The organism is Rhizobium anhuiense bv. trifolii, assembly GCF_024346605.1.
Taxonomy (GTDB): Bacteria; Pseudomonadota; Alphaproteobacteria; order Rhizobiales; family Rhizobiaceae; genus Rhizobium; species Rhizobium anhuiense.
Map to the genome: position 1 here is coordinate 1,109,632 of NZ_CP098803.1, position 22,392 is coordinate 1,132,023.

Here is a 22,392-nt window from a genome sequence, read left to right on the forward strand (position 1 = left end):
GGAGGAATCATGTCGGAGCAGATGAACAAACCCCATGCGATCATCGTCATGGGGGTCAGCGGCTGCGGCAAATCCTCCGTCGGCGAAAAGCTCGCCGAGGCCCTGCACCTGGCCTTCGTCGAAGGCGATGCGCTTCATCCGGCCGCCAATGTCGAAAAGATGTCGAAGGGCATTCCGCTGACGGATGAGGACCGGATGCCCTGGCTCGACCTAATCGGCGAGGACATGCAGGCCCCGCTTGACAAGAGCGAGGGCATCATCGTCTCCTGCTCGGCGCTGAAGCGCGTCTATCGCGACCGGCTGCGGGCGGCTGTCGGCGGCAATCTGTTCTTCGTCTATCTCGAAGGCTCCAAGGCGCTGCTGACGAAGCGGATGGGCGAGCGCAAGGGCCATTTCATGCCGGTCTCGCTGCTCGAAAGCCAGCTGGCGACGCTTGAGGTGCCCACGGGCGAGCCGGGCGTCGTCACCGTCGATATCGACGACACGGTGGACGGCATCGCGGCGACCGCTCTCAAAGGTCTCGCTGCTCTCGGCATCACGGCTTGAAACGCTGCGGCGAATAGGCCGCAATATCGATGAACGGCGTCTCGCCGGTGATGAGTTCGGCAAGCACGCGGCCCGTCACCGGCCCGAGCGTCAGCCCGTGATGGGCATGGCCGAAGGCAAACCACAGGCCCTGATGGCGGGGCGCCTTGCCGATAACCGGCATCATATCGGGCGTGCAGGGGCGAGCACCCATCCAAGGCTCGGGATCGAGCCGCCTGCCGAGCGGGAAGATGGTGCGCGCGACGGCTTCGGCGCGGTCGAGCTGGACCGGCGTCTTCGGCGCGTCGAGCGTTGCAAACTCCGCCCCGGTCGTCAGGCGGATGCCGCGGTTCATCGGCGCCAGCAAGTAGCCGCGTTCGGCATCGAGCATCCAGTTGTTGAGCACGGCATCGCCCTCGGCGGCATAATGCATGTGATAGCCGCGTTTGACCCCGAGTGGGAGGGAATAGCCGAGCCGGCGCGTCGCAACGGCCGCCCAGGGGCCGAGCGCTATGACGGTATCCTCGGCTTCGAGCGGACCCTCTGTCGTCATGATCTTCCAGCCGGAGCCGAACGGACCGAGCGAGGCGGCATCCCCGGTGACGAAACGGCCGCCGAGGCTTTCGAAATAGCGGCGATAGGCCGATGTCAGCGCATGCGGGTCGAGCACCGACCAGGGGTCGCGCCAGCGGATAGCACCGGCGAAATCGCCGGAAAGATCAGGCTCCATGCGGGCGATATCGGCCGGAGCCAGGCCGTCGTACTCCACCCCGAATTCATTCTGCCAAAGTGCTGCCTCCGCAAGAGCCGCGTCGCGCTTGGCCTGCGTGCGGAAAAGCTTGATCCAGCCATCCTTGCGGATCAGCGCTTCAGCCTGCGACGCTTCGATCAGGTCCTTGTGTTCGGCAATCGAATTTTCGATCAGCGGCGCATAGGCCCGGGTGATGAGCGCGTGGCGGCGCGCATTGGAGTTCCACCAGTAGCGGGCGAGAAAGGCGATCTGGCTCGGCAGCGTGCGCAGGTGATAATGCGCATCGATGCGGTTATTCAGCGCATAACGCAGCAAAAGCCCGAGCTGTTGGGGAAAGCCGTAAGGCGCGACACCTTCGCGCTGGATCAGGCCGGCATTGCCGAAGGAGGTTTCGTTGCCCGGATCCTTGCGGTCGATCAGCGTCACCTGCCGACCGCGCCGCTGAAGATGGATGGCCGTGGAAACCCCGACGATGCCGGCGCCGAGCACGATTGCGTTCTTCGTCATTTCCCCTGCATTCCGCTTTGTTTATCGGGCTGAAAATGCCCGTGCCGATGATGCGGCGCAAACGAAAAATCGCATTCATTTCAAAATCATTGCGCTTTTCAGTGCGGCATTTTCAGCCTTCACGCGGACATGGAGGATAAGCGCGTTGAGCAGGGAAAAGACAGCCGCGTAAAACGGCAGGTCGAAGGCGAGGGGAAGGACGGCGATCTCGCCGACGACGATCGCATAGTTCGGATGGCTGAGGAAGCGATAGGGCCCGGATCGGACGAGCGGTGCGCCGGGCAGGATAATGATGCGTGTCGTCCAGCGGCCCTTGAGCGTCGCCAGCACCCAGAGCCGCAGCACCTGCAGCCCCATGAACACGACAAACCAGAAGAACTCGACGGGCCTGCCCGGTGCGAGCAGCCACAGGCCGATGATCCAGCCAGCATGCAGCGCCACCATGGCGGGATAATGCTCTGCTGCCACCTCTCTGGCGCCTCTGGCGAGAAGGGCTGCGGTGTTGCGCTGGGCGAGCACGAGCTCGCCTAGCCGCTGTAGCGTCACGAAGGCCAGAAGCGTGATCGACGGCCAAATCATGCCACTCTCCGCAGCGTTACGCAGCTCGCCGAAAATCCCGGCCCCATGGCGATCATCGCGGCGCGCTCCGGCAATCCGGCGCGGATCGCCCGCTCCAGCACGAACAGGATGGTCGGCGACGACATGTTGCCATATTCGGCAAGCACGGCGCGCTCGTGATCGAGTGTGCCCGGCACCAGCGACAGTGCGCTCTCCATCGCGGACAGCACTTTCATGCCCCCGGGATGGCAGATGAAGCGGCCGATATCCTCCGGCCTCAGCCCATTGCGCGCCAGAATGGCCGTCACCGTCGGGCCGAGCTCTCTCTCCGCAAAGGGCGGCAGCGATTGCGCCAGCACGATGCCGAAGCCGCCATCGTCGATCTTCCAGCCCATGATATCGAGCGTGTCGGGAAAGAGATGTTCGCCGGTCGATTCCACTTCCGCTAGCCCGCCTCCTCCCGCACGCAGCACGCAGGCGGCCGCGCCGTCGCCGAAAAGCGCTGTCGCGATGATGTTCGGCCGCGTCAGCTCGTCCAGCCGGAAGGCCAGCGTGCAAAGCTCGATCGAGATGAATAGCACGACGGCGCCCGGCCGGTTGCGCGCCAGCCGCGCGGCGATCGCAAAACCCGACACGCCGGCCGCACAACCGAGCCCGAAGACCGGCACGCGCTCGATATCGGCACGGAAACCCATCCTGCGGGCAAGCTGCGCATCGAGGCTCGGCGTCGTAAAACCGGTGGAGGACACGGTCACGACACAGTCGACATCCCCGGCCTCAAGCCCTGCCTGGCGAAGAGCCGAGCTGGCAGCCTCGACGAAAAGCCCGCCCGCCACCTCTGCATAGGCCTGCATCCGGTCCTGCCAGCCATGCGGCTCGTCGAACCAGGCAAGCGGCCGCGCCGCATGGCGCTTTATGATGCCGGCGCTGTCGAAGACGCGAGCAAGATGGCGGAAATCCTCGAAACGGTCGGCAAACAGCCGGGCAGAGGATTCGAGCGCCTGTTTTTGGAGAATGACATGTTCGGGTGCGGCGACGGCGAGGCTGACGAGTTTCACGGTATCGGTCACGGAATTCTCCTTGTCGTTCCCGGCGGAACGGAAAACACGCGGCCCGACGATTTATTCGGCCTCGTCGGCTTCACGAAGCAGTGATGGAGAAAATGGAGACGTTGGCGAATAAAGCCAGATGCAGCGGTGTTCTCTCCTCGCAACGTCACTTCTAGAGGAATTTCCCCCATGACGATCATGACAGCCCGTATCGCTTCCATCCTTGTCGGCGGCTGCCTTGCCGCTTCTGTTCTCTCCGGTCCGGTCTTTGCCGTCGGCGATGACAATAGCACCACGCCCACCTGCAAGAAGGGCGAGATCTACGACCAGAAGGCCAAGAAATGCGTCAAGCAGCAGAGCGCCAACGTCTCAGACGAGAACCGTGCCGACTATGCCTATTCGCTGGCCAAGGCCGGCCGCTATGAGGAGGCGCTTGCCGTGCTCGACACGGTCAAGGATCAGAAGACGGCCGAAGTGCTGAATTATCGCGGTTATGCCACCCGCAAGCTCGGCCGTACCGACGAAGGCATCTCCTACTACCTGCAGTCGGTGAAGATGGACCCGCAATATGCCAAGGTCCGCGAATATCTTGGCGAAGCCTATGTGATCAAGGGCCAGCTCGATCTCGCCAAGGAGCAGTTGAAGTCAATCAAGGCGATCTGCGGCACCACTTGCGAGGAATATCAGGATCTGAACGCCGCGATCCTCAACCCCTCGAAGATCTGATTGGGAAGCCAGGGGCAGGAAGATGGAAGCACGGAAGGGATGGAAGAATGTCGGTCGCGCGCACACACTTTCCTGCCTATAGTCGCGCGAGAATGGAATCGCCGGTTCATCCGGCGGTTCCGAAAGATGTTGGATCGGCGGAGGCGGCCATCGCGAGTGAAGCGGATATCAGGAGCGGCCTGACGGAAAATCTGGCAAGGCTCTGGCGTTATGGTCTCGTTCTCTCGCATCAGCGCGATGTCGCCGACGATCTGGTGCAGGCGACCTGCCTTCGCGCACTGGAGCGCGCCGACCAGTTCATCCCCGGCACCCGGCTTGACCGCTGGCTGTTTTCGATCCTGCATTCGATCTGGCTGAACGAGATCCGCTCTCGCCGGGTGCGCCAAGGCCAGGGTTTCGTCGATGCCGGGGAGACGCTGACCTTCGACGGCGCCCACGACACCGAAACGCATGTGATGGCGGGTCAGGTGTTGAGACAGGTGAACGCACTGCCCGAGGCGCAGCGGACGGTGGTTTTCCTCGCTTATGTGGAAGGACTTTCCTATCGCGAGGTTGCAGGCATATTGGATATCCCGATCGGAACCGTGATGAGCCGGCTGGCGGCTGCCCGCGCCAAGCTCTCCGGCGCCGGATCGGAAGGGGGACGGCAATGAACACCAAACACACCATTCCCTCCGACGAGGACCTGACCGCCTTCATCGACGGCGAACTGACGGCCGAAGAGGCTGCGCGCATCGAAGCCCTCGTCAGCGAAGATGAACACGTCGCCGAACGGCTGGAATTCCTGGCGCGCGCCAGCCTGCCGTTCAAGCAGGCCTTCGCCCCGCAGCTCGCCGAAGCCCCGCGTCAGAAGCTGGAGACGATGCTCGCCGCCATCCCGGCGCAGCAGCGCGCAAAATCCGCTTCTGCACTGACATTCGCCAGCCGTCGCCGGTTCCTCGGCGCGCTCGCCGCCTCGATCATTGCCGGCATCGCGATCGACCGCGCCGTCATCGGCATCGGCGCACGCCTTTCGGTAAAGGATGAAAACAGCGAATGGCGCAGCGTGGTCGCCGACTATATCTCGCTCTATACCCCGGAAACCCTGGCCGGCCCGGTGCCTGCCAAGGAGGCCCAAGCCGCCCAGCTCGGCCCGCTTGACGAGAAACTTGGCCTCTCGCTCTCCCCCGAAGCCGTCGCGCTTCCGGGCATCGATTTCAAACGCGCTCTGCTCCTGCAATATGACGGCAAACCGCTCGCCCAGATCGCCTATCTCGACCCTGAAACCGGCCCGATGGCGCTGTGCATCGTCACGTCGGATGCCGGGCCGAAGGCGCCGGATCTCGAAAGCCGCAAGGGGATGAATGTGATCTATTGGTCGAATGCGACGCACGCCTTCATGCTGATCGGCCGCATTCCGGCCGACCGCATGAAGGAGTTAGGAGAGGACGTCAGGCGGAGACTTTCAGCCTGACCTCTATGTGGAAGCCCGTCCTGTGGATTGTGCGGGCCGGTTCGCCGTGCGCGGTCATGTCTTTCGGGCGCCCATTCTACGAGAACTCCGACCAGCGGCTGCGGCTGCGATTTCACGTTCTTCCGAACTCATCGACGATACGGATGATGTCGTCTTCGCCGAGATAGGAGCCGGTCTGCACCTCGATGAGTTCGAGGACGATCTTGCCGGGATTGGCGAGACGATGAACTTCGCCGAGCGGAATATAGACGCTCTCGTTCTCGCGCAGCATCCGCACGGTCTCGCCGACTGTCACCTCGGCCGTTCCCTTGACGACGACCCAGTGTTCGGAGCGATGGTGGTGTTTTTGCAGCGAGAGCTTCTTGCCCGGCGTGACGAAGATGCGCTTCACCTGGAAACGATCGCCGTTGAAGATGGAGGTATAGCCGCCCCAGGGACGGTAGGATGTCGGATGGGTTTCGGCGAATTTCGCCGTGGCGGACTTAGAGGCCAGCATCTTGACCAATTGCCCGACATTCTGGCTGTCTTTGAGCGGCCCGACATAGACGGCGTCTTCGCTGGCGATGACGGCGACATCATCCATGCCCTGGACGGCAAGATGCACGCCATGGGTCATGACGAGCGAGTTGCGGGTATTGACGACGGTGGTGTTGGCGGCGGCGACGTTGCCGTTGTCGTCGCGTGCGCCTGATTTCCAGACGGCATCCCAGCTACCCATGTCCGACCATTTGAACGGTGAGGGGACGACAGCCGCCTTGGACGTTTTTTCCATGATCGCATAGTCTATGGAGATATCGGGGCTCTTGGCGAAATGGTCGGCGTCGAGGCGGGTGAAATCGAGGTCGCGGCTTGCTTTCGAAACGGCCTTGCTGGCCGCCTTCAGCACATCGGGCGCATATTCCTGCAGTTCGGCGATGAGCTCCGCCACCGGGAACATGAAGATGCCTGAATTCCAGTAGAAGCCGCCGTCGGCGAGCATCCGTTCGGCCGTTTCCAATGCCGGCTTCTCCACGAAGCGGACGACCTTGTGCGCGCCGTTTTCGAGGGCATCGCCGATCTCGATATAGCCGTAACCCGTCGCTGGCTCCGTCGGCGTGATGCCGAAGGTTACGAGCTTGCCGTCGGCAGCGGCGTCGCGGGCGATGCGGATGCAATCGAAATAGCTCTTGTCGGCGAGGATCTCGTGATCCGAGGCGAGCATCTGGATGATGGTGTGCTTGCCAAAGAGGTCAGCTGCAAGCGTTGCGGCCGCGGCCACCGCTGCGGCTGTGTTGCGGGCGACCGGTTCGAGCAGGATCGCTGCGAGCGGGATGGCGCGCTCGCGAGCCTGTTCGGCGACCAGGAAGCGGAATTCCTCATTGGTGACGACGATCGGGGCTTCATAGAGTTCGGGATCGGAAACGCGTTCGAGAGTTTCCTGAAACAACGTCTTGTCGCCGACGAACTGGATGAATTGTTTCGGTGCGGTGGCACGGGAAAGCGGCCAGAGCCGCGTGCCTTTGCCGCCGGCCATGATCACGGGAACGATTTTCTGCGTCATAGGCGGGTTCCTTGAGATAAACGGCTTGTTCGTCACATGTTACCGGGCGCCTGCCCAGTCTCTTATTCGATTGAGCCCTGTCTTCAGCAAGTCCAGGGCTGCAGCTTCGCTGCCGGCCTCCACGTAGCAGCGCATCTCAGGCGCATTGCCGGATGGGCGGAAGTGAATGATCCCGCCGTCTCCTAGCGTCACCCGAAGTCCGTCGATATCGGATTTCGCGGCCACCTCGCCGATCGGCTGCAGGAAAGCCCGGAGATTTTCTTCCGAGGCGCGCAGATGCTCCATCAGTGCCGCGCTCGTCTCCACCGGAAAATTCTCCAGCCGATCGGCTGCGGCAAAGGGCAGGTGATAGGAGGCGGCAATGGCTGAGAGCGGCTGCCGGCGGATAGCGGCGAGCGACAGGATTGCGAGCATCGGGACAAAACAATCACGCGTCGGCAAGGCGCGCACGGCTCTGCCGTTGATATCGAAAGGGGTTGCTGTCAGCAGCCCGCCATTGGCTTCAAAGCCCATGACATGATCTTCGCCGGCCGCTACGGCCTCTTCCATACCGGATATGACGAAGGGCGAGCCGACGCGGGTGCGCCTGACGGCGAAAGAGCCTGCGGCCTCGATGCCGGAATTTGACGTAACCGGTGTCACCACCGTCCCGGCGCGCAAGAAATTGGCTGCCACAAGGCCGAGAAGGTCGCCGCGCAAGGGGGCGCCGGTTTCGTCAGCGACCAGCGGACGATCGCCGTCGCCATCGGTCGAGACGATTGCATCGAACTTGTGCTCGGACACCCAGCGCTTCATCAGCGTGATCGTCTCGTCGGAAACAGCCTCGGTATCGACGGGGATGAAACTCTCCGAACGTCCGAGAGCGGTAATCTCAGCGCCGTAATGAGCGAGAACGTCAACCAGCAGATCGCGGGCGACGGTGCTGTGCTGGTAGACGCCGATCTTCAGGCCGGACAGCGCGCCTTGCGGAAGCAGGGCGGCATTGCGTTCAAAAAAGAGCTGCCGACATATCGCTTCATGATCCTCCGTCTCGGCCGGCGCCTGCGTCACCGCTTCACCGCTTCGCTCGATCTCGGCCGCCGATGCGGTAATTGCCGTCTCGTCCGATTTGTCGATCTCGCCATCGGGACGATAGAACTTGATGCCGTTGCGGTCCGCCGGAATATGCGAGCCCGTAACCATCAGGCATGCGGCGTTGCTCTCGAGGCCATAGAGGGCAAGAGCGGGTGTGGGGACATTGCCGCAGTCGAATATCCGGAAGCCGAGCGCGGCGAGCGCACCTGCACAATTTCCCGAAATTTCGGGGCTTGAATCGCGAAAATCACGGCCGATCAGAATGACGTCGCCGGCCTGCGCCTTGCCGGTCTGCAACAGATATTTGGCGAACGCGGTGGCGTAGAGAGCAGAGGCGCGTCCCTTGAGATCGACTGAAAGTCCGCGAAGGCCGCTCGTGCCGAATTTCATAGGAAGACATGGCTCCGATTGCACGATCAAGTTTCTACTCAGGCCGCCTGCCGACGTGTGGCTAAGGCAATTGTCCACGCCACATACAGCGCGTTGCAATCTTCCAGATTCGCTCTTCGCGCCCTCATTGTTTTCCGCATGGCGTTATCGCAAAACCGCCGCGCACTTTTGTGCGGCATGCTTTATTTCGCCGGATCGCAGCTATTTAATCGACCAAGCCACGCAAATATTGGCCATAATCGCCTTTGCCCGCTTTGGCGGCAATCTGGGCAAAGTGCTCCTTGGTGATGAAGCCTTTGGCCAGCGCAATTTCCTCCGGGCAAGCGATCTTGAAGCCCTGGCGTTTTTCAAGCGTGCGGACGAACTCGCCGGCCTCGAGCAGGCTTTCGGGCGTGCCGGTGTCAAGCCAGGCATAACCACGGCCCATCATCGAGACGCGCAGCTTCCCCCGCTCCAGATATGTCCTGTTGACGTCGGTAATCTCGTATTCGCCGCGCGCCGAAGGCTTCAAATTGGCTGCGATATCAACGACGTCGGCATCGTAAAAATAAAGGCCGGTGACAGCCCAGTGCGATTTCGGCTTCGCTGGCTTTTCTTCAATCGAAATTGCAGTCATATCACTGCCGAATTCGACGACACCATAACGCTCGGGATCGTGCACGTGATAGGCAAATACCGTCGCGCCATCACCCTTGGATACACCCTCTTCAAGCAGCTCTGGCAGCCCGTGGCCGAAGTAGATATTGTCTCCGAGGATGAGACAGGATGGTCCGCCCGCGACGAAATCCGCACCGATAATATAGGCTTGCGCCAGTCCATCGGGGCTCGGCTGCACGGCATAGCTCAGCGACATGCCCCAGTCGCTCCCATCACCCAGTAACCGCTGAAAAAGCGGCATATCGTGCGGGGTGGAGATGATCAGAACCTCCCTTATACCAGCCAGCATCAAGGTGGTCAGCGGGTAGTAGATCATCGGCTTGTCATAGATCGGAAGCAACTGCTTCGAGACCGAATGGGTCATCGGGTGCAGGCGAGTACCGCTGCCCCCCGCAAGCACAATACCTTTCATACGGCCTCCTTCGGCTCTTCCAAGAGCTTTATCACAACAGCTCGCGTTGATACCTGCCACGCCGGCATGCTGACACCATAAAGGCGCTTCAACTTATCGCAGCACAATCGGGAATTGGCGGGCCGTTTCGCGGCTGTGGGGTAGTCGGCGGTCGCAATGTCCCTCACGGTGACACGCCTGCCGGTCTTTTCCTCGAGAATGGATAGTATATATCGTGCAAACTCGGCCCAGTTCGTTTCGCCGCTGCCTGCCAAATGAAAAACGCCCCTCAAGTCCGGGCTGGAGTCGCTTGATAATCTGGCCGCTATCTTGACGATAGCCTGAGCGATGTCGTTGGCGGAGGTCGGGCAACCCAGTTGGTCGCTCACGACGCTCAGCTCGTCTCGCGTCTCCGCAAGCCTGAGCATGGTTTTCACGAAGTTATGGCCAAATGTCGAATAGACCCAGGCCGTCCGCAGGATCACATGGTTCTCATTGGCTGCGGCAACCGCATATTCGCCTTCGAGCTTCGATCTTCCGTAGACGGATACCGGTCCGACCGGGTCGCTCTCGACATAGCGTTCGGGCTTGTCTCCATCGAACACATAATCGGTCGAGAGATGGATGACGGGAACGGACAGCTCGGCAGCTGCGGCAGCGATGGCTCCTGCGCCGTCTCGATTGATGGCGAACGCCGCCGCCTCGTCGCTTTCGGCTTTGTCGACGGCAGTGTAGGCGGCCGACGAGACGACGACGTCGGGTTTGAGCTTCGCAATGGTTTCACGCACCATAGAAGGCGCGAGCAAATCCAACTCGGGCCTGCCGATGGCGATGACCTCGATGTCAGGCGCATTCAGCGCTTGCAACGCAGACGTGACCTGGCCGCTCTTGCCTGTTACCGCGATGCGCATCTCACACCTTTTTCAACACGCCAAGGCGTTCACCCGAATACACACCCTCGCGCAGCGGCTGCCACCACCATGCATTTTCCAGATACCAGTCGACGGTCTTGCGGATGCCGCTGTCGAAATTCTCCAGTGCTTTCCAGCCGAGTTCAGTCTCGAGTTTGGTCGCGTCGATAGCGTAGCGGGCATCGTGGCCCGGCCGATCGGTAACGTAGCTTATAAGATCGCTATGCGGCGCGCGTCCTGGCCGGACTTCATCCATGATCGCGCAGACACGCTGGACAACGTCGATGTTCCGCCGCTCGTTGCGCCCGCCGACATTGTATTTTTCGCCAAGACGGCCCCGTTGCACGATCAGCCAGAGCGCTCGTGCGTGATCGTCGACATAAAGCCAGTCGCGGATGTTGGAGCCGCTTCCGTAGACGGGCAACGGCTTCCGCTCCAGCGCATTCAAGATGATGAGGGGGATGAGCTTTTCCGGGAAATGAAAAGGACCGTAATTGTTCGAACAGTTGGAAATGATCACGGGCAGGCCGTAAGTCCGCTCCCACGCCGTTGCGAGGTGATCGCTGGCTGCCTTGGACGCGGAGTAGGGAGAGGAGGGATCGTAAGGTGTCGTCTCGGCAAAAAGCCCGTCTTCACCCAGCGAACCATAGACTTCGTCGGTGGACACATGGAGCATCCTGAATGCCGCCTTTTCATCCGCCGGAAGGCCTTGCCAATATTGCCGCGCCGCCTCCAACATGCTGAAGGTGCCGTTTATATTCGTTTCGATAAAATCCGCCGCCCCGGTGATCGAGCGGTCAACGTGGCTTTCGGCCGCCAGATGCATGACGTAATCTGGACGAAACTCCTCGAAAGCGCTGCTGACCTTGCTTCTGTCGCAAATGTCGGCTTTGAGAAACCTGTAGTTCGGAGCATTCTCGATCGCTTTCAGCGAGGCGAGATTGCCGGCATAGGTCAGCTTGTCGATATTGAGGACGTCGGCGCCGATCTCGCTGACGAGATAGCGCACCAATGCCGAACCGATGAAGCCAGCGCCACCTGTTATAAGAACACGCATGAGACCCTCCGTTTTACGAAAATTGAAAATATGCGGGGAGTTCGGAAAGCAACGGCTGTTTGTTGTCCTTATCCGAGAGAACGTAGGCCTCCATCTGCGGCCATTCGATCCCGATCTCGGCATCGTTCCACAGCACGCCGCGATCATGCTCGGCGCTGTAGGGAGCGGTTACCTTATAACTGATGATCGTATCAGGTTGCAAAGTTACGAACCCATGCGCAAATCCCGCCGGCACCCAAAGCTGTGAGCCATTCTCCGGCGACAGCTCTGCGGAAACCCATTTTCCGTATGTCGGAGAGCCATGCCTGATATCGACCGTCACATCCAGGAGCGCGCCGCGTAGGCACCGCACGAGTTTGCCTTGTGCGAAGGGAGACAGCTGAAAATGTAATCCCCGGACCGTGCCCGGTTGCGCTGAAAGGGATTCGTTATCTTGCACGAAAGAAACATCGGCCACGTTCGCGCGGAACCAGGAATCTTTGAAGACTTCGCTGAAATAGCCCCTCGAGTCACCGAATCTGGCAGGAGTGATCCGTTTAACGTCCCCGATCCCCAGTTGTTCTACATTCAATGCATACATCCTTGCATTAGGCTCGATCGCTGAATTGTGACAGCAACCAACGCCGGCAATATAGCCAATCGTGCTGCTGAGCACATACCGCGCCGGGGCCTGGACAGCAAGATGAGAATCCGGTTCTGCCAAAGGATGCGTGAAAGGTGCCGGCTCGCCTCTATCCGAGACGGCAAGGTGCCTTTGGAGTGGCATAACCGCTGCTGCCAGCGAGAATTCACTCCCGACATGCTTTGAATTTCAATTGGCGCTTGGCAGAGGTGACGATCATGCTTTATGGCGCACGCTGGCACAGGCATCGGCCGCATGGGATTGCGATATGTGTGGTGAAACAGCGGATCGACAAATCGCCGGGCGCCCCGTTATAAGAGCTGGATCGGAGTTATTCAGTTGATAGAAATTCTTTGCGCGACCTATAATGGAATGCGCTATCTTCGGGAGCAGATTGCATCCATTGAGGCGCAGACGCTCACCGACTGGCATGTGACGTTCTTCGACGACGGCTCAACGGATGGTACCGTCGAAATGCTCGAAGCTCTGGTTGCAAAGGATGCGCGCTTCCGCTTGATACGAAATCCCGTCAATCTCGGCTTTTGCGGTAACTTCCTCAACAACCTTTCGAATCTCAAAAGTGCTGACGCTTATGCGTTCTGCGACCAGGATGACATTTGGTATCCGGACAAACTCGAACGTGCGTTCGACTGGCTGTCGCGGATCGACCCTGGCACACCGGCAGTTTATTTCGCTCGGACCGAAATTGTCGATGAACAACTCAATCATGCAGGCATGTCGCCCGAGTTCAAACTCGAACCAAGTTTTCGCAACGCCCTAGTCCAGAGCATCGGTGGAGGCAACACCATGATGTTCAATCAGGCGGCAAGGGATCTTGTGGTCAACACATTGCCGAAAACACGTCTCATTTCCCACGACTGGTGGTTCTATATTGTTGTGGCAGGCTGCGGCGGCGTGGTCAGATACGATTCGGAACCGGGGTTGAAATACCGTCAGCACGCCACCAACCTGGTTGGTGCCAACAACGGTATCTCAATGCAAGTCGCTAGATTGTGGATGGCTTTCCGGGGGCAATGGCGTGCGTGGAACACGGCTCACGAAGAGGCGATCAAGACCTTCGAGGATCGTCTTACCCCCGAAAATCGCACCGCTTTCCAGGCTTTTCAGCGGGCTCGCAACGGTGGTTGGCCCTTTGAGAGATTGTCGGTGCTCAAGCGAACCGGGATAAAGCGCCAAAGCACGCTCCAGACCAAATTTCTTCCCATCCTCGCTCTCCTGAACAGATTGTAGGCGTAGCCTCCTTATCTTCGGCTTCCAAGGAAACAGGCCTCTTGAGGCAGGTAAACGCAACATCGCGTTCAAGTTACAAGGCACAGCGATATCGGCCTTGTTGTCTCTGAGCGAGAGACGTCGATAGCAGTCACTGGATCGAGATTTAGCCCCGAACGACGGGCGCAAAGCCTGTGCTGCCGCGATCCGCACAAATGAGGGCGACGAGGTAGGCGAAGATCGGATCCAGAGCCTTCTGATTGAACATGATGCCAAAGCTGCCCGTGATGACGTAGCTGCTGACGAGCAGAAGAGCGAGCGCGATGGAGATGTCCCGGCCCGGCCCCGCGTCTTTTCTCCAGGCGCCTATCACGGGCGTCATGAGCATGAGGCAAAGCGCTGCAATGCCGAAAACGCCGGCGTCGATCCCCGCGGTCAGAAAGCCGTTGTGGACATGCGAGAAGGGCAGCTGCGGCCTTATGCTATCGGGAAGTTCCGCCAGGACCGAAGCCATCCGGTTTTGCGGGCCATAACCCGTCAACGGGTCCTTACGGATTGCTGATAGCGCGCCTTTGTACAAAGCCATCCGCGCGCTGAGCGATGTGATCTCGCCGTCGCTGTTTTCGAGTGTTGTCAGATCTCCCTGGAGCGCCTGGATGCGATCGAGGATTTGGCCGCTGCCCAAGGCGACAAGTCCCGCCAAAAGAAGGGAGCCGGTAATGGCTAGGCTGCGCAAACTCAGATGGAAGCTGTGTTTGCGAAAATACCAGAGAAAGATGACGAGATGAACGGGAATCACCAGCCAGGCTGAGCGCGTTCCCGAAAGCAGCACGCAGCCTAGACCCGCAGCGTATCCCAATATCGCAATTCTTTGCTCTACGCTTCTGGGAGATTGAACGTTGAGAAGCGCAATGCCGCCGAAAAGAACGCCTATGATACCCAGGAGAGCAGCGTTCGAAGTTCCCGCCTCTGCCCTCGGCATCAGAAACATGATCTGCAGCAGACTGAAAAGAAAGGTAACGATCATGCCGATACCGGCGCCGAGAATAAAGAGCGGCACGAGACGGCCATCGAGTGAGTGGCGCATCCGTGGCAAGATGAGCCAGACCGAAAAGAACGGCAGGAGCCGGAATATCCAGTCCAGTTCCTCGGAGTAAGGCGGATTGATGAATATGCTTGCGATCATTGCCAATGGGTAGATCGACATGCCGATGGTAACCAGCCGGTCGGATCTCGACAGGTTCAATCGAAGGCGGCCTGTCGCTAGACAGTAGAGTCCCCACACCATGGACGCGAGGAGGATGAAGGAGTTAAAGTTCGGCGAAAGTCCCGGAAGGAGTGCAAAGAGAAAGACCACAATGCGGTTGTTTCGGTCGAGGGCACCTGACGGCCCATTCCCGGGATCAAAAACCGCTATCTTGAGTTGTCTGAAGTAATTCAGTTTGCCGGGCCTGGTCATGTCCATGCTACCTCGCTAAGGATCAGGCGCATGGCTGTCAAGCCGTGGATGTGGGTGCAATCTATGGCTTTATTCAACGTTGTATTCCGGCAACAGGACGCCTGGAAGGACGTAGTTCTGTTCAACGATGGGCGGCAAGCGTGTGCGACGATTAGTCCAGCCTTGCCAGAGGACAGGCCTGAGGTGCGCTTGATTTGAATATTTGATTATGGCCGATGCCCTACCAGCGGTAGGCCGCTGTCCTCCGAAAACCTTCAGATTGAAGGAGCCCGGTCACCGACCGAGAGCGTCGACGGCTCCGGCTTTTCGCTGATGCGTCTTGAGCTTTGCGCCGGGCCCAATGAGCATCCATAACATCGAGCGCATATCGCATTGCGCCAACATCCACATCAATGCTGGATTGACATGATACGGACAGAGCTATTCGACTCTAGCGCAGGTCCGCTTGGCCGTTTACACTTCACGTTATCTTCTTCCCATTCGATTGACCATGCCATGAAGCAACCCGAGTGCCATCATTTTTGCGTGCTCCAGCCTTGGTGAGGTCATCAAGGAGAAGAATGCAAACTGACGCGCGACTCTCCACATCAGTACGAACTTCCATTGAGATGGGATCCATTTTTGGCGACAAAGCCAGATCGCATTGCGGATATGATAATAGTGGCGCAATGGACTGTGAACAGGGACATGGCGCGTTCCAAACGCAATCGATTCATCGCCCAATGCGTGTACCATCGTGGCAGCGCAAACGCCATAGGATCGATATCCCATTTGCTGAGCTCGCAATCCCCACTCGATATCGACGTAGTCGATGAACATATCCTCGACCATCATGCCGACTGCATCGATGGTGGGCATGGGGATGAGGCATCCGGAAGCTATCAGAAAATCGACATCGATGAGCGTATTTGATGCGGGACACATTTGGCGCTTGAGCTTGAGCCCCTCAAGCCTGATAAAGGGAGCGGTATCTCGCTGGCGGCTGTCGGTATAATGAGGTCCGACGCAAGCTACTTGGTACCCTTGTTCCTGCTTGGCGAAAACAGCTGCAAGAAGCTTTGCGACCATATCAGAGGCGGGAATGCTATCCTGATCCAACAGCAAAACGAAATTTGAGCCACTCGAGCGGGCGCGCTCGATGCCGATATTCTGCGCCCGTGCGATTCCATAGTTGTCGCCAAGCTCAATGATCGCGGTACACATCGAATGGTCAATGCTTCTGCCGACATTGAAATTGGAGCCATTGTCGATAATAAACAGCTGGTCCAATTGCGGAGCAACTGCCGCCACTAGATGCCTTAATGCGTCTATATCGGGATTGTAACTCACGATCACGCCGCTGATTTTGGCTGAGGTCAACGAAGTTTGCATCTGGCCACGGGGTTAAAAACACGTCGGCCGTCGGTAGCATATTGATCCGGGTCCTGAAACCAATTATGTGCTCTGGCGTGCGTGCGCGGGTATCTTTTCCTTGTTGCATTGAGGGCAAGCGTGGCTGAATGCATTGCTTGCCTAATCTCGCCTGAAGATGAGGCCTAGCGTCGAGCGGCTCTCGCATATTTGCGTGCTTTGCCATGCGCACAGAAAAGGTGATCTAAAACGAGAATGAATGCGATATTCGCGCTTATTAATCGGCATCCACTGCTGTCTTCCGCAGCGCGCAAGCTGGCGCGGCGACTACCGGCTGTAAAAAATATTGCTTTGCAATTGTCCTATACCGCAGAGCTATGGCGCTTGAAGCCCCTGACGGCAGGCGGGAAGACTTATGACCCAACGCGCAAGACGATTATTCTGTGTGTTCATGAAGGGAGTTTCACCGGCGCCCCCATTTTGGGTTGGAATCTAGCACGTCAACTCAGCCAAAGCCATAATGTGGTTTGTGTCTTGCTCTGCGGGGGCAAACTGGCGGCTGAGTTTGTTCGCTATAGTGTGGGACTTGTAGTCCCCGTTGCCGGCTCCATCGGCAACGCCAACCCCGAAGCCTTCGCACGCCGTGTGATAGGACCCCTTCGGGAGAAGTTTGAAGCGGATTTTATCCTTGCCAATAGCGTAGAGTCAGAGATCGCCATCAGCGCAGCGGCCATTCTGGGGATTCCATCGATGGCGCTCATTCACGAATTCGCTGAATACACCTCCCCCCCCCGTCTGCTTAAGGTACTTAATTCCGCAGGCACCATCGTATTTTCCTCAGAACTGCTCGCAAAGTCTGCACGCGATGCATCGGGGATGACTCTTCCGAATGCGATCATAGTTCCTCAGGGGAAGTGCGAGGTACCGGTAAGCGGCGGTGAGCCACATTCCCCGGTGCTGGACAGTCTCCTTAATGAGTTGGCAGACGGAAGTTCATTTTTATGTATAGGATGTGGCCACGTCCAGATGCGTAAAGGCGTAGATCTGTTTATCGCAGCTGCAACCCAAGTTCTGGCTCGCGGCGTTCGGGCGAAATTCGTCTGGGTGGGCGACGGATATGATCCGGAACGCGATTATTTTCTGAGCGTCTGGCTCAAGGACCAGATTGAACGTGGTGGACATGGTGTGGATATTAGCATCGTCCCCGCACTCTCCGCGGAAGACCTCGCGAAGCTGTATAGGCGGGCGGACGCAATGTTCCTGAGTTCACGCCTCGATCCGCTACCCAATGTTGCTATTGATGCCTTGAGCGCGGGTGTTCCAGTCATCTGCTTTGCGGCGGCCAGCGGATTCCCTGGTTATTTTGAAGAGGATGAAATCCTCAAGCGACTCGTTGTACCCTATTTTGATTTTGGCACAGCGGCGGAGCGAATTTTCGAGATTGCCAACGATCATGAGTTGCGGAACCAACTGTCGTTGCGCGCAGTAAGCCTAGCTCGCAGGCGTTTTGATATGGAGACGTATGTCGAGCTCCTCGTCGAAGAACTGGCCAAGACCTCTGCAAATTTCGCGGGGAAACAATAATGGCGAGGTATCTCATTACCGGAGGCACGGGCTTCGTGGGGAGGAGCCTCGCGCGCATCCTGCAAGCCGCTGGAGACGAAGTTATCCTAGCAACCCGCGGGCGTCATCAAGACGGTGATTTGCATCATTGGATTGAATATGATTTGAGAGACCGGTCGACGATTGCCAATATCATTGAGGCGCGGCCAGATGGCGTGTTTCACTTGGCATGGTCGACGACGCCCGGCTCTGCCGAAAGTGATCCGGCTTCTGATGTACAGATTAACCTCGCAGGTACTCTGGCTCTGTTCCAGGAGCTATCGAAGAGTATGCCTGTCCCCGTCGTCTTTGTTTCTTCCGGTGGTACGGTGTACGGTGTTGCTGACACGCTGCCTATTCCCGAAGAACACCCCCTGCGGCCGATTGGCATTTACGGAATTACCAAAGCGACGGCGGAGCAATATGCACAGAATTTCCGCGCGCGCACGAATCTTGACATAAGGATCGCGCGCCTCAGCAATCCCTTCGGGGCCTATCAATCCGCGGCGAAGCTACAAGGAGCCGCGTCGATATTTACCCGAAAGATAATCCATCGAGAACCCATTACGATATGGGGCGACGGAAGCATCGTCAGAGACTATATCGACGTCGACGACGCCTCTTCCGCGCTGGTGGCGATCATGCGAATGGCCCCCGCACCGCAGGGTATCAAACCGATTTACAATGTTGGTTCGGGAGAGGGTCTTTCACTTCGAAAGCTCCTAGAAACCATTAGTCAGGTTTCGTCTATTTTGCCGACTGTTAATTACACGTCGCAAAGATCGTTTGATATACCCGAAAACGTACTCTCTATTGACCGGATTTGCCGAGACAGTGACTGGAGGCCTCGATCCGTTAGGCAGGCCTTGGAAGACATGACAATTACCATGCTGAGATCGGGGAATGTCGAGTGAGAAGGTACATCGTTCGCCTCCAAAGAGATGAGAAAAAAAGGCAGGCGGTAAAAGCGCTACTTTCACGCTCAAACCTTCTGATGAAGATATCGCGACGGTTTCTCGAAAGCTACCGACAGGGACGATGGTCAGCAATTGCAGGATTGGCGCCAGCGTTTGATGTCGCTATACTTAATGACATCGCCGCAAGCGGTTACTTCGATGTGCGTTACTATCAAAACTCCGCAGGTAAGGTGTTTGACTCTGCGCATGCCGCCTTCTCCGATTATCTTCAGCACGGTGAAAAAAACAATCTGCGTCCGAGCTCGTTGTTTGATCCGCTCGTCTATCGACACGGCTACCAAGACCTTGCCGATCTAAAATCTTCGCTTTTGATGCACTATTTTCGGCATGGAAGAGGCGAGAAGCGCTTGGCAACTCTGGATTTTGACGATCTCTCATTGGCGGGAAAGCGTGCATTCGTTTCAGGCCGTCCGACTGTCGTATTGGTATCACACGAAGCTTCCATGACAGGTGCGCCCATTCTTGGCTGTAATATATCGGCGCAGCTGGCCGAAACCTGCAATGTCGTGAGCGTTATTTTAAAAGGTGGAGTTCTTGTTGAAAGCTTCCGTGAGCATGCGTCGCTCTTGCTCGTCACTCCGGAGGGGGCATCAGGTCTCGATAGTCGCGTGTTACTGGAGCGCGTCCTAAGACCGGTCAAAGAAAGGTTTGGCTTGGATTACGTGCTGGCAAACAGCATCGAGGCCGCCAATGTTGCCAGCGCTGCGCAGGAACTTGGTGTTCCAGCGGTGACCCTTATGCACGAGTTTGCGGAATATGTCGTCCCGCAGATGCGTGTTCGTGATATGGTGACCGGCTCACAGACCGTTGTTTTCTCTTCGATTTTGACGGCGAATTCTGCTCGGAAGTCCGCAGCGTTCAATGATTTTAGGAACTATATGGTTCTGCCGCAGGGCAAATCGAAGATTCCGGAAAACGGAGAAGTCCTGGTTTCTGCGCAACTTGAGCAGCTACTCGAGAAGCAGAGGTCGGAAAAGCGTTTTCTGGTGATCGGCTGCGGTTTTGTACAAATTAGGAAAGGGATCGACCTCTTCATATCAGTCGCTCATCGACTAGCACAGAAACTCGGCCCAGAGAATACACGATTCGTTTGGGTGGGCGACGGCTACAATCCTGATAAGGATCTTTCATACAGCGTTTGGTTGCGAGACCAGATTGCGCGTAGTGGCCTGGAAGATGTCGTAACGATCATACCGGGAGTGGACGCGAAAAGCCTGGACAACCTCTATGCGAACGCCGACGCGATGATGATGAGTTCGAGGCTGGATCCCTTTCCCAATGTCACCATAGATGCCATGCAGCACGGAATGCCCGTTGTCTGCTTCGAAGGCGCTTCGGGCACCGCCGAGTTTCTTCAGAATATCCCTCAATTCAAGCCTCTTGTCGCACCTTATCTGGATATCGATGCCGCAGCAGGGATTCTCGCCAGACTTGCTACTGAACCTGATTTTTCACGGGATATCGGTGATTCCTTGAGAGCAGTATCTATCGAGGCCTTCGACATGCGCAGTTATGTCAGCAGACTGATTGAGATCCTGAAAGACGCCCGCTCAATGACTGATCAGGAAAAACAGGACTTCGAAACACTGAAAAAGGCGGATGTTCTTTCGGAGTTTTCCCTGGGGAACGCCTTGGGAAAGATCTCGTCGAAGGACGAGCGGGTGCGCAAATATCTGCGATTTGCTGCCAGTGGGGTTCAGGGTGTGGATCGCATCTACCGCCGGCCGCTGCTGGGTTTCTCGCCGCATATTTACCTTGAGCATCATCCGGAATTGAACCGGCCTCCATTTCAGAATCCATTGGCGCACTGGATTGATACAGGCCGCCCAGAGGGACCGTGGTTCAGGCAGGTGCTCCGGTTTGGGCAGTCCGGTAGCTCAAGGCTACCGCCGAACGATCTGAAAATTGGCCTACATATCCACCTTCACTATCCCGACGTTCTTGATAATATTCTGGAACGCATTGAGCACAATTCGGCCAGACCGGACTTGCTCATCAGCGTTACTTCGCGGGAAGGCCTAAATTATGTATCCGCGAGGCTCGCACACTATAAGCGCGGTAAGACGATCATCAAGCAGGTTCCCAATAGGGGCCGCGATTTCGGACCGATGATCACTGAGTTCGGTCATATGTTGGCAGACTACGATATTGTCGGGCATATACACGGAAAGAAAAGTCTTGAGATTTCTGCGGGGCGCGCGGTATCGCCATTTGGCGATGTCTGGCGAGAGTTCTTGTTTGAGAACCTAGTCGGGGGCGCGACCGCAGCAATCGACGAGACACTGTTCGCCTTTGAGAAGGACAAGAACATCGGCTTGATTTTTCCGGAAGACCCGAATGTCGTCGGTTGGACTGAAAACTACCTGCCCGCGCAGGAACTCTGTGTAAAGCTCGGCGTATCCGAAGCGCTGCCGGCCTCGGTAGAATTTCCTGTCGGCAATATGTTCTACGCACGGCCTCAGGCACTTGCGCCAATCTTCAATTCCGGTTTGACCTGGGACGACTACCCGGCCGAGCCCGTCGGGTATGATGGAACAATCCTCCACGCCATGGAGCGCATAACACCTTTTATTTGCGAACACCAGGGCTTCAAATGGCTGACTACTGAGGTCGACGGTTTCTACAGGTAGGCGCGCGCCGAACCATGCCGATTGGCGGACGCCACGCCACCGTGACGAGCGCAGTATCGAATTTAGGGCAACAAGACAGGCAGAAATCCCAATGCCTCACGGAATCATCGGCTAATGAACCCTAACCCAGATTCACCGCAGTGGTGTCAGTTGGAGGAGGCTTGCCTTCTAATAGGCATTTACGATAACCGTCGCCCGGTAAATTTGAGGACGTACAGAAATGAAAAAAGTCGCGATTCTGCAGTCTAACTATATCCCGTGGAAGGGCTATTTTGATTTGATCGCTGCTGTGGACGAATTCATCCTCTATGACGATATGCAATATACACGACGTGACTGGCGCAATCGCAATCAGATCAAGACACCGCAAGGCGTCGTCTGGCTAACGGTACCTGTAAAAGTAAAAGGGAAGTACCACCAGACGATCCGGGAAACGGAGATAGACGGTTGGGATTGGGCCGCCGCACATTGGAAGTCCATTGTTCTGAACTACAAGAAGGCGCCCTTCTTCGACGATATTGCCAACTTTCTAGAACCCATTTACCAACGTGAAAATCACCGAAATCTATCGGCACTCAATCGCGAACTCCTCGAAATCGTCTGCCGCTATCTTGGTATCACGACACCAATAACTAATTCCTGGGATTACCTTCTCGTTGATGGCAAATCCGAACGGTTGGCCGATCTTTGCCTCCAGGCGGGGGGTACTGAATACATCTCCGGCCCAGCCGCCAAGGATTACATTGAGGAGAGAGCCTTTAGCGACCGTGGTCTAAAGCTCAGTTGGTTTGACTACCAGGGATATCCAGAATACTCCCAGCTTTGGGGCGAATTCGTGCATGGGGTCACCGTTCTGGACTTGTTGTTCAATTGCGGTAAGGACAGCCCGGCATTCATGCGGTATGTAGCAACGAGACCAAAGGGCAACTGACA

General features: G+C 57.5%; 20 protein-coding genes. 9 read left to right on the forward strand and 11 right to left on the reverse strand.

The genetic code is table 11. The features are described 5' to 3' along the window. The first annotated feature begins 9 nt into the window (after positions 1 to 9). Positions 10 to 546, forward strand: a complete 537-nt coding sequence (locus NE851_RS13955) for a gluconokinase (protein WP_425350915.1) — start codon at positions 10 to 12, stop codon at positions 544 to 546. Here the strand turns inward: NE851_RS13955 and NE851_RS13960 are convergent. From NE851_RS13960 to NE851_RS13970, 3 genes are all read right to left on the reverse strand, one after another. Next, the gene (locus NE851_RS13960; protein WP_254961053.1) at positions 536 to 1,783 is read right to left on the reverse strand and encodes an NAD(P)/FAD-dependent oxidoreductase; all 1,248 of its coding nucleotides are present in this window, start codon (positions 1,781 to 1,783) and stop codon (positions 536 to 538) included. The two genes, NE851_RS13955 and NE851_RS13960, sit on opposite strands and share 11 nt — an antisense overlap. 75 nt (positions 1,784 to 1,858) lie before the next feature. After that, positions 1,859 to 2,362, reverse strand: a complete 504-nt coding sequence (locus tag NE851_RS13965; protein WP_097595582.1) for an isoprenylcysteine carboxyl methyltransferase family protein — start codon at positions 2,360 to 2,362, stop codon at positions 1,859 to 1,861. Then, positions 2,359 to 3,411 (reverse strand): type III polyketide synthase, encoded by a 1,053-nt coding sequence (locus NE851_RS13970; RefSeq protein WP_097595584.1) that lies wholly within the window; start codon positions 3,409 to 3,411, stop codon positions 2,359 to 2,361. The genes NE851_RS13965 and NE851_RS13970 overlap by 4 nt, the downstream gene beginning before the upstream one ends. Positions 3,412 to 3,579: 168 nt before the next feature. Between NE851_RS13970 and NE851_RS13975 the strand changes: the two genes are divergently transcribed. From NE851_RS13975 to NE851_RS13985, 3 genes are read left to right on the forward strand one after another with little or no spacing between them, the layout of a single operon-like run. Next, on the forward strand, positions 3,580 to 4,116 hold the full coding sequence (locus NE851_RS13975) for a tetratricopeptide repeat protein (protein ID WP_097595586.1): 537 nt from the start codon (positions 3,580 to 3,582) through the stop codon (positions 4,114 to 4,116). Between the two features lie 47 nt (positions 4,117 to 4,163). Next, positions 4,164 to 4,769 carry an RNA polymerase sigma factor gene (locus NE851_RS13980; protein WP_097595587.1) on the forward strand — a complete coding sequence of 202 codons (606 nt, stop codon included), beginning with the start codon at positions 4,164 to 4,166 and terminating at the stop codon, positions 4,767 to 4,769. Beyond that, on the forward strand, positions 4,766 to 5,569 hold the full coding sequence (locus NE851_RS13985) for an anti-sigma factor family protein (RefSeq protein WP_254961056.1): 804 nt from the start codon (positions 4,766 to 4,768) through the stop codon (positions 5,567 to 5,569). Before NE851_RS13980 ends, NE851_RS13985 begins: the two co-directional genes overlap by 4 nt. 112 nt (positions 5,570 to 5,681) lie before the next feature. On the opposite strand, the gene NE851_RS13990 is transcribed toward NE851_RS13985, so the two are convergent. The 6 genes from NE851_RS13990 to rfbC form a co-directional block, all read right to left on the reverse strand. Next, the gene (locus tag NE851_RS13990) at positions 5,682 to 7,109 is read right to left on the reverse strand and encodes a mannose-1-phosphate guanylyltransferase/mannose-6-phosphate isomerase (RefSeq protein WP_047611554.1); all 1,428 of its coding nucleotides are present in this window, start codon (positions 7,107 to 7,109) and stop codon (positions 5,682 to 5,684) included. 39 nt (positions 7,110 to 7,148) lie between these two features. Then, on the reverse strand, positions 7,149 to 8,573 hold the full coding sequence (locus NE851_RS13995; protein ID WP_254961058.1) for a phosphomannomutase: 1,425 nt from the start codon (positions 8,571 to 8,573) through the stop codon (positions 7,149 to 7,151). A 205-nt stretch (positions 8,574 to 8,778) separates the two neighbouring features. Beyond that, entirely contained in the window at positions 8,779 to 9,642 is an 864-nt protein-coding gene (rfbA, locus tag NE851_RS14000; RefSeq protein ID WP_097595346.1) for a glucose-1-phosphate thymidylyltransferase RfbA, read from the reverse strand. After that, positions 9,639 to 10,532: a dTDP-4-dehydrorhamnose reductase gene (gene rfbD, locus NE851_RS14005; protein WP_097595344.1), complete on the reverse strand. Its 894-nt coding sequence runs from the start codon at positions 10,530 to 10,532 to the stop codon at positions 9,639 to 9,641. The genes rfbA and rfbD overlap by 4 nt, the downstream gene beginning before the upstream one ends. Position 10,533: 1 nt before the next feature. Further along, positions 10,534 to 11,589, reverse strand: a complete 1,056-nt coding sequence (gene rfbB / locus NE851_RS14010; protein WP_254961060.1) for a dTDP-glucose 4,6-dehydratase — start codon at positions 11,587 to 11,589, stop codon at positions 10,534 to 10,536. A 13-nt stretch (positions 11,590 to 11,602) separates the two neighbouring features. After that, positions 11,603 to 12,169: a dTDP-4-dehydrorhamnose 3,5-epimerase gene (gene rfbC / locus NE851_RS14015; RefSeq protein ID WP_097595342.1), complete on the reverse strand. Its 567-nt coding sequence runs from the start codon at positions 12,167 to 12,169 to the stop codon at positions 11,603 to 11,605. A 381-nt stretch (positions 12,170 to 12,550) separates the two neighbouring features. Here rfbC and NE851_RS14020 point away from each other — a divergent pair, with 381 nt between their 5' ends. After that, complete coding sequence (locus NE851_RS14020) at positions 12,551 to 13,462, forward strand: glycosyltransferase family 2 protein (protein WP_097595369.1); 912 nt, start codon at positions 12,551 to 12,553, stop codon at positions 13,460 to 13,462. Between the two features lie 145 nt (positions 13,463 to 13,607). On the opposite strand, the gene NE851_RS14025 is transcribed toward NE851_RS14020, so the two are convergent. Together NE851_RS14025 and NE851_RS14030 are read right to left on the reverse strand one after the other, a co-directional pair. Beyond that, positions 13,608 to 14,906: an O-antigen ligase family protein gene (locus tag NE851_RS14025; RefSeq protein WP_254961063.1), complete on the reverse strand. Its 1,299-nt coding sequence runs from the start codon at positions 14,904 to 14,906 to the stop codon at positions 13,608 to 13,610. Positions 14,907 to 15,365: 459 nt separating this feature from the next. Then, positions 15,366 to 16,259 carry a glycosyltransferase family 2 protein gene (locus NE851_RS14030; protein ID WP_245434937.1) on the reverse strand — a complete coding sequence of 298 codons (894 nt, stop codon included), beginning with the start codon at positions 16,257 to 16,259 and terminating at the stop codon, positions 15,366 to 15,368. 246 nt (positions 16,260 to 16,505) lie between these two features. On the opposite strand from NE851_RS14030, the gene NE851_RS14035 reads away from it, so the two are divergent. From NE851_RS14035 to NE851_RS14050, 4 genes are all read left to right on the forward strand, one after another. Beyond that, on the forward strand, positions 16,506 to 17,834 hold the full coding sequence (locus NE851_RS14035; RefSeq protein ID WP_245450282.1) for a glycosyltransferase family 4 protein: 1,329 nt from the start codon (positions 16,506 to 16,508) through the stop codon (positions 17,832 to 17,834). Further along, a complete protein-coding gene (locus NE851_RS14040; protein ID WP_097595340.1) occupies positions 17,834 to 18,766 on the forward strand; it encodes an NAD-dependent epimerase/dehydratase family protein in 933 nt (310 codons plus the stop codon). The genes NE851_RS14035 and NE851_RS14040 overlap by 1 nt, the downstream gene beginning before the upstream one ends. Further along, the gene (locus NE851_RS14045) at positions 18,763 to 21,459 is read left to right on the forward strand and encodes a rhamnan synthesis F family protein (RefSeq protein ID WP_097595339.1); all 2,697 of its coding nucleotides are present in this window, start codon (positions 18,763 to 18,765) and stop codon (positions 21,457 to 21,459) included. The genes NE851_RS14040 and NE851_RS14045 overlap by 4 nt, the downstream gene beginning before the upstream one ends. 220 nt (positions 21,460 to 21,679) lie before the next feature. Beyond that, complete coding sequence (locus NE851_RS14050) at positions 21,680 to 22,390, forward strand: WbqC family protein (RefSeq protein ID WP_097595338.1); 711 nt, start codon at positions 21,680 to 21,682, stop codon at positions 22,388 to 22,390. The last annotated feature ends 2 nt before the right edge of the window (positions 22,391 to 22,392 follow it).

Coding starts and splice junctions, on each gene's coding strand:
- NE851_RS13975 (WP_097595586.1), top strand. CDS start 3,580: ATGACGATCATGACAGCCCGTATCGCTTCCATCCTTGTCGGCGGCTGC.
- NE851_RS13960 (WP_254961053.1), bottom strand. CDS start 1,783: ATGACGAAGAACGCAATCGTGCTCGGCGCCGGCATCGTCGGGGTTTCC.
- NE851_RS13985 (WP_254961056.1), top strand. CDS start 4,766: ATGAACACCAAACACACCATTCCCTCCGACGAGGACCTGACCGCCTTC.
- NE851_RS14035 (WP_245450282.1), top strand. CDS start 16,506: ATGAATGCGATATTCGCGCTTATTAATCGGCATCCACTGCTGTCTTCC.
- NE851_RS13980 (WP_097595587.1), top strand. CDS start 4,164: ATGTCGGTCGCGCGCACACACTTTCCTGCCTATAGTCGCGCGAGAATG.
- NE851_RS13965 (WP_097595582.1), bottom strand. CDS start 2,362: ATGATTTGGCCGTCGATCACGCTTCTGGCCTTCGTGACGCTACAGCGG.
- rfbC (WP_097595342.1), bottom strand. CDS start 12,169: ATGTATGCATTGAATGTAGAACAACTGGGGATCGGGGACGTTAAACGG.
- NE851_RS14050 (WP_097595338.1), top strand. CDS start 21,680: ATGAAAAAAGTCGCGATTCTGCAGTCTAACTATATCCCGTGGAAGGGC.
- NE851_RS13990 (WP_047611554.1), bottom strand. CDS start 7,109: ATGACGCAGAAAATCGTTCCCGTGATCATGGCCGGCGGCAAAGGCACG.
- rfbB (WP_254961060.1), bottom strand. CDS start 11,589: ATGCGTGTTCTTATAACAGGTGGCGCTGGCTTCATCGGTTCGGCATTG.
- NE851_RS14025 (WP_254961063.1), bottom strand. CDS start 14,906: ATGGACATGACCAGGCCCGGCAAACTGAATTACTTCAGACAACTCAAG.
- NE851_RS13955 (WP_425350915.1), top strand. CDS start 10: ATGTCGGAGCAGATGAACAAACCCCATGCGATCATCGTCATGGGGGTC.
- rfbD (WP_097595344.1), bottom strand. CDS start 10,532: ATGCGCATCGCGGTAACAGGCAAGAGCGGCCAGGTCACGTCTGCGTTG.
- rfbA (WP_097595346.1), bottom strand. CDS start 9,642: ATGAAAGGTATTGTGCTTGCGGGGGGCAGCGGTACTCGCCTGCACCCG.
- NE851_RS13995 (WP_254961058.1), bottom strand. CDS start 8,573: ATGAAATTCGGCACGAGCGGCCTTCGCGGACTTTCAGTCGATCTCAAG.
- NE851_RS14040 (WP_097595340.1), top strand. CDS start 17,834: ATGGCGAGGTATCTCATTACCGGAGGCACGGGCTTCGTGGGGAGGAGC.